Below are 11735 nucleotides of genomic sequence, written 5' to 3'. Positions count from 1 at the left end.
GCCCGGGAGGAGATTCTGGACATGGTCTGGGGCCGGGACTACTTCGGCGAGCTGAAAATCGTGGACGTGAACATCCGCCGCCTGCGGCTGAAGATCGAGGACAATGTGCAGAATCCCACGTATATTACAACGGTGTGGGGTTTCGGGTATAAGTGGGGACTGTGACCGGCGGCGAAGCACATTGTCCGGGGCCCCGCACGGCGGGGCGCGCCGAAAGGCGCGTACAAGGTTTTGGAAAAACCTTGGCGCAGGGCGGAATTCACTTCCGCCGCGCAGATGAGATAAAAGGGCTCCCGCGGAGCGGCGCTCCATGGGAAATCAATGTGCAGAATCCCACGTATATTACAACGGTGTGGGGTTTCGGGTATCAGCGGGGCTGTAAAATCATTTTATCAAAAGACCGGGAAGGAGGCTCTCCGAATGGAAGAAAAACTGCAAAAGGGAAAGAGCCTCCGCATCCGGGGCCTGCGGCAGCGCTGGCTTTTCAACACCGTCATGCCGGTGCTGTTCCTGCTGCTGCTGACGGTGGTGCTGTTCTCCGTGGGGGTGTCCAGCTACTACTATATGAGTATGCGGGACGGCCTGGAGAAGCAGGCCCAGGCGTTGTCTGGCGCCTTTGAGGAGTACTTCATGGGCGGCGGCTACGCCAGCTATATCAAAAAGGCCCAGCAGTCCACCGATACCTTTGAGGACAAGGAGCGTATTGAACTCCAGTTTATCAACACCAGCGGCCGTATTCAGGCCTCCTCCACGGGGCTGACGGCGGGCACCTTCCCCGGGACGGAGGACATCACCCGGGCCATCACCCAGAACCGGATGGACTACTTCCAGGGCCGGGACCCGGAGACCGGAGAGAAGATCCTGGCGGTGTCCCATCCCCTGACCTTCAACGGGCAGGTGAAAGCCGTGGTGCGCCTGGTCACCTCCCTGCGGCTGGTGAACCGGCAGGTGATGCTGGCGGTGCTGTTTATCTGCCTGGTGGCGGCGCTGTGCCTGGCGATGGTGTTTATCTCCAACCTTCTCTTTATCAACAACGTGGTGGAGCCTGTGGCGGTAGTGTCCGAGGCCACCAAGCGCATCTCCGCGGGGGGCTACGGCGTTCAGGTGGAGAACAAGTATGAAGACGAGCTGGGAGAGCTGGTGGAGAATATCAACAACATGTCGCTGAAAATCGGCCAGAATGAGAAGATGAAAAGCGAGTTCATCTCCTCCGTCTCCCACGAGCTGCGCACCCCTCTCACTGCCATCAACGGCTGGGGAGAGACGCTTTTGGAGGACCTTACCGGCGACCCGGAGCAGCTGCGCCGGGGTATCCGCATCATCCTTAACGAGTCCAGGCGTCTTTCCACAATGGTGGAGGAGCTGCTGGACTTTTCCCGGATGGAGGACGGCCGGTTCACCCTGCGGGTGGAGCAGGTGGACCTCCAGGCGGAGCTGGAGGACGCCATCTTCACCTACCAGGAGCTGTTCCGGCAGGAGGGCATCGAGCTGGCCTACGACATGGGGGAGGGTGATCTGCCCCTGATCGCCGGAGACCCGGAGCGGCTGAAGCAGGTGTTCTGCAACGTGCTGGACAACGCCGCCAAGCACGGCGGCGCGGGGAAGAGGATCACCGCCTCCGTCACCCGGGAGGGGGAGTGGCAGGTGGTGCGTATCCGGGACTTCGGCCCCGGCATCCCAGAGGCGGAGTTGCCCTTTGTGAAGCAGAAATTCTACAAGGGCACCTCCAAGGCCCGGGGCAGCGGCATCGGCCTTGCGGTGTGCGATGAGATCGTGGGTTTCCACGGCGGCACCTTCACCATCGGCAACGCCGAGGGCGGCGGCACGGTGGTCACCATCTGCCTGCCGGGACAAAAATAGAACAAACGTTTGACTTTTTCAAAAAACCCTGATATGATGGGGAAACAGAGAGGAAATTTCATGGCAGAAGAGAAGAAATCCTGCGCCTTCCGCACCAGCATCGGCGGACAGGCGCTGATCGAGGGCATTTTGATGCGGGGCCCGGAAAAGCAGGCCATTGTGGTGCGGGACCAGGAGGGAAACCTGGTGGAGAAGGTGGAGGAGCTGCGGCTCATCAAGGACCGCTATCCCATCTTGGGTGTGCCCCTGGTCCGGGGTACGGTGAACTTTCTGGACTCCATGGTCAAGGGCGTCAAGGCCCTGATGTACTCCGCCGACTTCTACCCCGAGGAGGAGGCGGCCCAGCCCTCCAAATTTGACCTGTGGCTGGAGAAGCACCTCTCCAGTAAAAAGCTGGAGAGCGTTATCGTCACGCTGGCGGTGGTGATGGGCGTGGGGCTCAGCGTGTTCCTCTTCATGGTGCTGCCCACCTTCCTCACCGGCGGCATCCTCCACTTCTTCCCCGGCTTTCCCATGTGGGGGCGGAACGTGGTGGAGGGGCTTTTGAAGATTGTGGTCTTCCTGCTGTACCTCATCGTCTGCTCCCGGCAGAGGGATATCTACCGGGTGTTCCAGTACCACGGCGCGGAGCACAAGACCATCTTCTGCTACGAGGCGGGCCTGCCGCTGACGGTGGAGAACGTCCGCGTCCAGCCGAGGCACCATCCCCGGTGCGGTACAAGTTTCCTGTTTGTGGTGATCTTCGTGTCCATCCTCTTTTCCAGCGTGGTGTTCGGCATCTGGCCCATCACGAACGTCTGGCTGCGGACCCTGGCCCATCTGCTGCTGCTGCCTTTGGTGGTGGGTGTGACCTATGAGTTCAACCGCTGGGTGGGCCGGCACGACAACCCCGTTACCCGGGTGCTCACGGCCCCGGGCATGTGGCTCCAAAATTTTACCACCAACGAGCCGGACGACAGCATGATCCAGTGCGCCATCCGTTCTCTGGAGCTGGTGCTGCCCGATGAACAGGGCAAGGACGAGTGGTAAGGAGGAACAGCTGTGGGACTGTTGGATAAACTGCGGAAAAAAGGGCCGCCTGCGCTGTTGGAGGACATCCCCAAGGCAGAGGCGTGGCTGGTGCAGAATATGAACGCCGCAGGGTACCCGCTGGACGGTACGATTGAGAGCTTTCGGGAGCTGGACCGCTTCTTTGACGAGCAGAGCCGCCCCGGCGGCCTGCTGGCGGACGGAAAACCGGGCAGCAAGCTCTTTGCCGTGGGCAGCTATATGGGACAGGTGTTTGTCCGCCGTCTGGGCGGCGTCTGGGAGACCGGCGACAGCGACCCGGCGGGGGAGGTCAACATCGCCGTGCGGCTGCCGGACGGCTCTCTGGTCTGGCCGGTCCAGCGGGCCATGAAGCGCCTGCGAAACGGCGCGGAGGACGGGCTGTACGCCTACGGACGGGTTCTGGAGGAGCAGACCGCTAAATAAAACATAACGGAGTGGAATATGGCCGTCACATATAACAATTTGTATTTGGATATCCGCCAGCAGCTGCGGCGCTCCGGCGTGGAGGCCGCCACCCTGGAGGCCCGGGAGCTGGTGTGCTTCGGCGTGGGCAAGAGCCGGGAGGAGCTCCAGCGGGACGGCGGACTGTACGCCTCCCCGGAGCTGGAGCGGCAGGTGCGGCAGCTGGTGGACCGGCGGCTGGCCGGGGAGCCGGTGGCGTACCTCATCGGCGAGTGGGAGTTTTACGGCCTGCCCCTGGACATCTCCCGGGACGTGCTGATTCCCCGCCCCGACACGGAGGTGCTGGCGGAGCAGGCCATCCGCTGCTGCAAGACCCTGGGGGAGTGCCGTGTGCTGGACCTGTGCGCCGGCAGCGGCTGCGTGGGCCTGGCTGTCGGAGCGCAGGTCCCTCAGGCCAGGGTGGTGCTGGGAGAGATCTCCGACGCCGCGCTGAAGATCTGCCGGCAGAACATCCGCCGCAACGGTCTCTCCGGCCGGGTGGTGTCCATGCGGGCAGACGCGCTGGACAAGCCGGATAAAGCCCTGGGAGAGTTCCAGTGCATTGTCAGCAACCCGCCCTACATTCCCCGGGGGGAAATTGACGGATTGGACGGCTCCGTGAGGGACTATGAGCCCCGCCTGGCCCTGGACGGCGGCGAGGACGGTCTGGATTTCTACCGCGGGATTACAGAGAAGTGGAAGGACGCCCTGACCGCCGGTGGGCGGCTGTACTTCGAAGTGGGGATCGGCCAGGCCGACGAGGTGCTGCGGATTATGCGCGCCCAGGGCTTCGGCGACATCCAGATTGTGAAGGACACCCATGAGATTCCCCGGGTGGTGTTCGGCACCCTCTGTACGGAGGTGTGAGGGTGTGGAGACGGATACTGACGGGCCTTTTGGCGGCGGCGGTGCTGCTGCCGCTTTCCGCCTGTGCCTATGGTTTTGTCATCGCGCCCCTGCGGAACGACCGGGCGGCGGGCCGGCTGCTGGAGGAGCTTCTGGCGGAGCTGCCGCCGGAGACGGAGATCGTGGAAACCGCCGTTTGGGCGGGCAACAGTGCCGGTACCGGCAATCACACAGAGATCTGGGCGGGCGTTTTGAACCGGAGCGGCGCGGGGGACTCCGCGGAGGAGCTGTGGGACTGTTCCGGGGGATTTGCTATACGCTTGGACTTTCCGAGCACAGCGAACCTGAGGGAGCTGTTTCCCGCTCTGGCGGCGGCGGACAGCCGGGAGGGATATTTTATATACGGCCGTCTGGGCGAGGCGGCTACCCAGTGGGACCTCCGGGGCCGCTGAGGGGATTCGCGCCGGCGCCGCGGCCCATTCTGCGGTCCGGAGGGAGCCGAGAAAATGCAGCAGTTATATTTTACATAGTGATTTAGGAGGAGACACTTATGGCAAAGGAAAAAGCGCCCCTGCCCGCCGCGGCCCCGGCCAATGACCGGAAGAAGGCCATTGACACGGCCATGGCCCAAATTGAAAAGATGTACGGCAAGGGCTCCATTATGCGTTTTGGCGACAAGGCGGAGATGAACGTGGACTACATCCCCACCGGCTCCCTGGCCCTAGACGTGGCCCTGGGCATCGGGGGCCTTCCCAAGGGGCGGATTATCGAGATCTACGGGCCGGAGTCCTCCGGTAAGACCACCTTGGCCCTCCACGTGGTGGCGGAGGCTCAGAAGCGGGGCGGCGAGGCCGCCTTCGTGGACGCGGAGCACGCCCTGGACCCCACCTATGCCCGGGCTCTGGGCGTGAAGGTGGAGGACCTGCTGATCTCCCAGCCGGACACCGGCGAGCAGGCGCTGGAGATCACCGAGGCGCTGGTCCGGTCCGGCGCCATTGACGTCATCGTGGTGGACAGCGTGGCGGCTCTGGTGCCCCGGGCGGAGATTGAGGGCGAGATGGGCGACAGCTACGTGGGCCTGCAGGCCCGGCTTATGAGCCAGGCCCTGCGGAAGCTCACCGGCGCCATCGGCAAGACCAACACCATCGTGATCTTCATCAACCAGCTTCGTGAGAAGGTGGGGGTGATGTACGGCAATCCGGAGGTCACCACCGGCGGCAGGGCGCTGAAGTTCTACTCCTCCGTCCGCATTGACGTGCGCCGGATCGAAACGCTGAAAAACGGCTCTGAGATGATCGGCAACCGTACCCGGGCCAAAGTGGTAAAGAATAAGATGGCACCTCCTTTCCGGGAGGCGGAGTTCGACATCATGTACGGCGAGGGCATTGCCCACGGAGGTGAGCTGGTGGATCTGGGTGTGAAGCTGGACCTGGTGCAGAAGGCAGGCTCCTGGTTCTCCATGGGGGAGACCCGCATCGGCCAGGGCCGGGAGGCGGCCAAGGCCTACCTCCACGACAACCCGGAGATCGCCGCAAAGCTGGAGGAGGACATCCGGAAGAACTTCGATAAACTCTTGAGCAACCAGGCCCGGATCGCCGCCAAGGCCGCCGGACGGGCTGTGGACGTCAGCGCCGACGACTTTGACGATGCGGATTGAGCGGGTCGAGGCGTCAAAGCACAAACGGGGCCGGGTGCTGGTGTTCCTAGAGGACGGCGCCTGCCTGAAAATTACGGAACAGGAGCTGCTGGATTTCGGCCTCCGGGCCGGAGACCGGCTGGATGACGCCGCGCTGGCCCGGCTGAAGGAGGCCGCCGGAATCTCCAATGTGAAGGTCACGGCGGCGGACTTGGTGGGCAGGCGGGCCATGAGCCGCCAGGAGCTGGAGCGGAAGCTGACGGAAAAGGGCGCCAGTCAGGCGGAGGCCCGCTATGCCGCCGAGTGGCTGGAGGCCATCGGCGCCATCGACGACAGGGACTATGCCGCCCTGCTGGCCCGGCACTGCGGCCAGATGGGCTGGGGCCCCGCCCGGGTCCGGGAGAAGCTGCGGGAAAAGGGCGTTCCCCGGGAGCTCTGGGACGAGGCCCTGGAGGAGCTGCCGGAGGCAGGCGGACAGATTGACGCCTTTCTCACCGCCAGGCTCCGGGGCCGGATGCCGGACCAGCGGGAGAAGAAGCGGCTGACGGACGCCCTGCTCCGCCGGGGCTTTTCCTGGGGAGAGGTACGCTCGGCCTGGCTCCGCCAGGGCCAGGAACTGCCGGAGGCGTGAGCGGAAAATGGAGGAATCAACTTGAGTTATACCGTATCATTTATCTCTCTGGGCTGCGCTAAAAACCAGGTCAACTGCGAGCAGATGATGGCCGCCGTCCAGGCCGCAGGCCACACGATCCAATCTGCCCCGGAAGGCTCCGACGCAGTGGTGGTCAACACCTGCGGCTTCCTGGCCTCCGCCTGTGAGGAGGCCATCGAGACCATTCTGGAGATGGGGGAGCTGAAACGCGCCGGACAGGTGAAAAAGATTCTGGTTACCGGCTGCATGGTCCAGCGGTACAAGGAGGATGTTCTGGGCGAGCTGCCGGAGGCGGACGGCGTTCTGGGAACCGGCAGCTACGGCGATATTGTTCAGGCCATCGATGAGGTTATGGACCGGGGCCTCCGGCCCTGCCATCTGGGCAATATCCATACCGCCCCCCAGGGCGGTCCCCGCATCCTCTCCACGCCCCCCTGGTATGCCTACCTGCGGATTGCCGAGGGCTGTGACAACCACTGTGCCTACTGCGTGATCCCCTCATTGCGGGGGAAGTACCGAAGCCGCCCCATGGAGGAGCTGTTGGAGGAGGCGGCGGAGCTCAGCTCCGCCGGGGTGAAAGAGCTTCTGGTGATCGCCCAGGACATCACCCGCTACGGCACGGATCTGGCGGAGGGCTGCCGTCTGGCGGATCTGCTGCGGGAGCTGTGCAGGCTGGACTTCCGCTGGATCAGGCTTCACTACCTGTATCCTGACGAGATCACCGATGAATTGATTGATATAATAGCAAAAGAGGATAAGATACTGCCATATTTGGACATTCCTATTCAGCACTGCAACGACGGGGTTCTGAAGGACATGAACCGCCGGGACACCAAAGCGTCGCTGGCGGCTCTCTTCAAAAAGCTCCGGGCCCGGCTTCCCGGCCTGGTGCTGCGCACCAGCATCATTACCGGCCTGCCCGGCGAGGGCGAGGCGGAGTTTGAGGAGCTGTGCGCCTTTTTGCGGGAGACCAGAATCGAGCGGGCGGGGGTGTTCCCCTTCTCCCCGGAGGAGGGCACCCGGGCGGCCCTGATGGACCATGTGGACAGCGGGGAGGCCAAACGCCGGGCGGAGCTGATAGTGGACGTTCAGTCCGATATAATGGATGAATATAATGAATCGGTACTGGGAGAGACCCGGGAGGTGCTGTGCGAGGGCTTTGACAGTCAGGCCCAGATGTTCTTCGGCCGCAGCTATGCCGAATCACCGGAGATCGACGGCCGCGTTTACTTTACCGCCGGTAAGGAAGCGGCGCCGGGGGACTTTGTCACGGTCCGCCTCACCGGCGCCATGGACGGCGAGCTCATCGGGGAGACGGTGAAATGAGGAGCCCCCTGGAGGAGATCCCCGGCGTGGGGAAGCGTATCGCCGCCGTCATGAAATCCATGGGCATCCGGCAGGTCTCGGATCTGCGGGGGCAGGACCCGGAGGAGCTGTACCTGCGGGAATGCCTGATGAAGGGATACCGGGAGGACCGCTGCGCACTGTACGTCTGGCGGGCGGCGGTGTACTACGCCGAGCACAAGGAGCGGGAAGCGGAGAAGCTGAAGTGGTGGTACTGGAAGGACAGAGCATACCGGCCGGAAGGAGAGGAAAATCATGAATCTGCCGAATAAATTAACTCTTATGCGCATTATATTGACGCCAATCTTCATGGCGGTGCTGTACTGGGGCTTTCCTGGGGCGGACTATGCGGCCTTGGCCATCTTTATGATCGCCAGCCTCACGGACCTGCTGGACGGGAAGATTGCCCGGAAGTACAATCTTGTCACGGACTTCGGCAAGTTCGCCGATCCCCTGGCGGACAAGATCCTGGTGACCGCCGCCATGCTGTGGTTTGTAGAGGTGGGCCGGATGCCGGCCTGGGCGCTGCTGGTGGTGCTTCTGCGGGAGTTCGCCGTCAGCGGCCTGCGGATGATTGCCAGCGACAAGGGCCGGGTCATCGCAGCCGGGTGGTCCGGCAAGGTGAAGACCGCCGCCACCATGGTGTGCGTTATTGTAATGCTCCTTCTGGGCCCGGAGACTGCCTGGGCGGCCTCCAATCCCCTGACCGCCATGCCCACCGGCTGGCTGGAATGGATCGATCCCATCTGCGTGTGGGTTATTGTGCTGACCACTTTGTACTCCGGCGTGGAGTACTTTGTCAAGAACAAGGACGTCATCGCCTCGGCGTAACGGAACAGGAAAAACCCGGCTGTGAGGAAACTCACAGCCGGGTTTTTGGTCATTGTTCCGCAAACTTCTCCCGGTCCCGCCGGATCTGTTTCTCATAGCGGTCCTCCTCCGAGAACACACACCCGCAGTATTTCTGCATATAAAGCCCCAGCTCTCTCGCCCGCTGGTTTCCGGCCCGGAAGTTGGGCCGGAAGTCCCGGTAGAGAAATTCCACGCCGTACCGCTTTGCGCATTCCTCCGCAGCCCGGACGATGCCGTCGTGGTCCTGGTAGAGGCTGGCCAGAAGGGTGGTGGTGAAGGCGGGAAAGCCGTGCTCTGCGGCGTACTTCGCCGTTCCCTCCAGACGGTGGGTGTAGCAGTAGGCACAGCGGCCGCCGATGTCCCCCGCCACAGTGCGGACGAACTCCCGCAGGCCGTAGTCCTCACACACCCGCACCTCCATATTGATGGCGGGGGCATATGCCAGCAGGCAGTCCCGCCGGGCCTGGTACTCCTTCCAGGGGTGGATGTTGGGATTGTACCACAGGGCCACCGGCTCGATGCCCTCGGAGCGCAGAGGGTCGATACAGGAGAGGGAGCAGGGGGCGCAGCAGGTGTGGAGCAGGACGGTTTCCATCGGCACATTCCTCGTTTCTGTTCTGAATGGGACAAGTATATCATAAGAAAAAAAGAAGGGAAAGCCCTGTTTGAAAAAAAGAGAAATGATGTCCCGACTGGGAAAAAGTCCCCCGACCGCTCTGGCGCGCAGGGCGAATTTGACACAGATTTTCCCGGATTTCTTAACAGTTTTTTTACACTCTTTACAGATTTTCGCGATTGCAAATTTTGTCGGAAGAGAGTAAAATACCAAAGAATATGAAAACCTTGGGCTGCGTACCGAAAAAGGGTGACGCAACCGTTTTCCCGAAGGAGGAAGCAACCTTGAAAGTGGGTCTTGACGTGGGTTCCACCACCATCAAATGCGTGGTGCTGGACGGCGCCGGAAACATTGTTTACAGTACATATGAGCGGCACTTCAGCCATATTCTGGAGAAGTCCGGAGAGCTGCTGCGGCGTGTGGCGGCAGAATACGTCCCGGGCGGCCGGGCGGAGTTCGCCATCTCCGGCTCCGCGGGCATGGGCATGGCGGAGGGAGTGGAGGTCCCCTTTGTGCAGGAGGTCTTCGCCACCCGGGTGGCGGTCAACCGGCTGGCCCCGGGCACCGACTGCGTCATTGAGCTGGGAGGCGAGGACGCCAAGATCCTCTTCCTCACCGGCGGCGTCGAGGTGCGGATGAACGGCTCCTGCGCTGGAGGCACCGGCGCCTTCATCGACCAGATGGCAACGCTGCTGAAAATGACCGCCGACGAGATGGACGAGGCCGCGGCGCGGGCGGAGAAGACGTATACCATCGCCTCCCGGTGCGGCGTATTCGCCAAGAGCGACGTGCAGCCCCTCATTAACCAGGGCGCCCGGGCGGAGGACATTGCCGCCAGTATCTACCAGGCGGTGGTGAACCAGACCATTGCGGGTCTGGCCCAGGGGCGGCCCATCCGGGGTAATATTTTGTATCTGGGCGGTCCTTTGACCTTTTCCGGGTGCCTGCGGGAGAGCTTTGACAAAACCCTTGACGTCCAGGGTGTCTGCCCGGAGAACAGCCTGCTGTTTGTGGCCCTGGGGGCGGCGTTTTACGCCGACCGGGAGTTTGACCTGAACGAGGTCTGCCAAAGGCTTGCGGAGCGGGGCGCCTCCGAGACCTACCGCAGCCAGCCGCCCCTCTTTGAGAGCCGGGAGGAGTACGAGGCCTTCACGGCCCGCCACGCCAGGGCCTCCGTGCTTCGGGCTCCCTTCCGGGCGGACTACGCCGCGCCGGTGCACATCGGCATCGACTCCGGCTCCACCACCGTGAAGCTGGCGGTGATTGACCAGGAGGCCCGGCTTCTCTTCACAGACTACCGGCCCAACCTGGGCAATCCCGTGCCGCTGATTCGGGAGGCCCTGGAACGGCTCTATGAGGAGCACCCGGCTCTCCACGTGGCCTCCGTCACCACCACCGGCTACGGCGAGGACCTGGCGAAGAACGCCTTTCACGCCGACTACGGCGTGGTGGAGACCGTGGCCCACTTCACCGCCGCCCGGTACTTTCTGCCCAATGTGGATTTCATCATCGACATCGGCGGCCAGGACATGAAGTGCTTCAAGATTGAAAACGGGGCCATCAGCAATATCTTCTTAAACGAGGCCTGTTCCTCCGGCTGCGGCAGTTTTCTCCAGACCTTTGCCCAGGCTCTGGGATACGATGTGAAGGAGTTTGCGAAGCTGGGCCTTTTCGCCACTCGCCCGGTGGACCTGGGCAGCCGCTGCACGGTGTTCATGAACTCCAGCGTGAAGCAGGCCCAGAAGGACGGAGCCACCATTGAGAATATCTCCGCCGGCCTCTCCATCTCCGTGGTGAAAAACGCCATCTACAAGGTCATTCGCGCCTCCTCCCCGGAGGAGCTGGGGCGGAACGTGGTGGTCCAGGGCGGCACGTTTTACAACGAGGCGGTCCTCCGGGCCTTTGAGAAGGAGATGGGTGTGGAGGTCATCCGGCCCGACGTGGCGGGGCTCATGGGGGCCTACGGCGCGGCGCTGTACGGCCGGGGCAAGGCCTCGCCGGGGCAGACCAGCTCCCTTTTGGACCGGACGGCCCTGGCCGCCTTCTCCCAGGAGACGGAGAGCCGGGTGTGCGGATTGTGCGGCAACAACTGCCAGCTGACGGTCAACACCTTTGCCGACGGCGGTACTTTTATCAGCGGCAACCGCTGCGACCGTCCCGTTACGGGCAGGGCGGACACCGGCGAGCGGAACCTGTACGCCTACAAGCGGAAGCTGATTCTGGACTACAAGCCCGTCCCTGGCAGACGGGGGAAGATCGGTCTGCCCCTGTGCCTGAATTTCTGGGAGCTGCTGCCTTTCTGGCACGCCTTTTTCACCAAGCTGGGCTTTGCCGTTTACCACAGCCCCCTCTCCAGCCGGGATCTGTACTTAAAGGGCCAGGGCACCATTCCCAGCGACACCGCCTGCTTCCCGGCCAAGCTGGCCCACGGGCACATC

13 protein-coding genes are annotated in these 11735 nt (G+C 62.8%); 12 read left to right on the top strand and 1 reads right to left on the bottom strand.

What is annotated here, in order from left to right:
* The 11 genes from QZ326_RS08015 to pgsA form a co-directional block, all read left to right on the top strand.
* Positions 1-165, top strand: a 165-nt coding sequence (locus QZ326_RS08015; protein ID WP_295743650.1) for a helix-turn-helix domain-containing protein, incomplete at its 5' end; no start/stop codon positions are given.
* 255 nt (positions 166-420) lie between these two features.
* Positions 421-1860, top strand: coding sequence for a cell wall metabolism sensor histidine kinase WalK (locus QZ326_RS08010; protein WP_295743644.1), 1440 nt, complete (start codon positions 421-423; stop codon positions 1858-1860).
* A gap of 60 nt (positions 1861-1920) precedes the next feature.
* Positions 1921-2889, top strand: coding sequence for a DUF1385 domain-containing protein (locus QZ326_RS08005; RefSeq protein ID WP_295743641.1), 969 nt, complete (start codon positions 1921-1923; stop codon positions 2887-2889).
* 12 nt (positions 2890-2901) lie between these two features.
* Positions 2902-3333 (top strand): hypothetical protein, encoded by a 432-nt coding sequence (locus QZ326_RS08000; RefSeq protein WP_295743638.1) that lies wholly within the window; start codon positions 2902-2904, stop codon positions 3331-3333.
* 18 nt (positions 3334-3351) lie between these two features.
* Complete coding sequence (prmC, locus tag QZ326_RS07995; RefSeq protein ID WP_295743635.1) at positions 3352-4218, top strand: peptide chain release factor N(5)-glutamine methyltransferase; 867 nt, start codon at positions 3352-3354, stop codon at positions 4216-4218.
* Positions 4219-4220: 2 nt separating this feature from the next.
* A complete protein-coding gene (locus tag QZ326_RS07990) occupies positions 4221-4649 on the top strand; it encodes a hypothetical protein (RefSeq protein ID WP_295743632.1) in 429 nt (142 codons plus the stop codon).
* Between the two features lie 98 nt (positions 4650-4747).
* Positions 4748-5854, top strand: a complete 1107-nt coding sequence (gene recA, locus QZ326_RS07985; RefSeq protein ID WP_295743629.1) for a recombinase RecA — start codon at positions 4748-4750, stop codon at positions 5852-5854.
* Positions 5844-6464: a regulatory protein RecX gene (locus QZ326_RS07980; RefSeq protein WP_295743647.1), complete on the top strand. Its 621-nt coding sequence runs from the start codon at positions 5844-5846 to the stop codon at positions 6462-6464. The genes recA and QZ326_RS07980 overlap by 11 nt, the downstream gene beginning before the upstream one ends.
* 21 nt (positions 6465-6485) lie before the next feature.
* Positions 6486-7811: a 30S ribosomal protein S12 methylthiotransferase RimO gene (rimO, locus tag QZ326_RS07975; RefSeq protein WP_295743626.1), complete on the top strand. Its 1326-nt coding sequence runs from the start codon at positions 6486-6488 to the stop codon at positions 7809-7811.
* Positions 7808-8101: a helix-hairpin-helix domain-containing protein gene (locus tag QZ326_RS07970; RefSeq protein ID WP_295743621.1), complete on the top strand. Its 294-nt coding sequence runs from the start codon at positions 7808-7810 to the stop codon at positions 8099-8101. Before rimO ends, QZ326_RS07970 begins: the two co-directional genes overlap by 4 nt.
* Positions 8085-8660 (top strand): CDP-diacylglycerol--glycerol-3-phosphate 3-phosphatidyltransferase, encoded by a 576-nt coding sequence (pgsA, locus tag QZ326_RS07965; RefSeq protein ID WP_295743618.1) that lies wholly within the window; start codon positions 8085-8087, stop codon positions 8658-8660. Before QZ326_RS07970 ends, pgsA begins: the two co-directional genes overlap by 17 nt.
* A 49-nt stretch (positions 8661-8709) precedes the next feature.
* Here pgsA and QZ326_RS07960 read toward each other — a convergent pair whose 3' ends face one another.
* Entirely contained in the window at positions 8710-9276 is a 567-nt protein-coding gene (locus tag QZ326_RS07960; protein ID WP_295743616.1) for an epoxyqueuosine reductase QueH, read from the bottom strand.
* Positions 9277-9581: 305 nt separating this feature from the next.
* Between QZ326_RS07960 and QZ326_RS07955 the strand changes: the two genes are divergently transcribed.
* The coding region (locus tag QZ326_RS07955) for an acyl-CoA dehydratase activase (protein ID WP_295743613.1) at positions 9582-11735 on the top strand (2154 nt) is incomplete at its 3' end.

Origin of the sequence: uncultured Oscillibacter sp. (assembly GCF_910587525.1) — a bacterium.
Lineage (GTDB): Bacteria > Bacillota > Clostridia > Oscillospirales > Oscillospiraceae > Oscillibacter.
The sequence above is the reverse complement of the archived record's forward strand: the minus strand, read 5'-3'. Positions and strand labels throughout refer to the sequence as shown.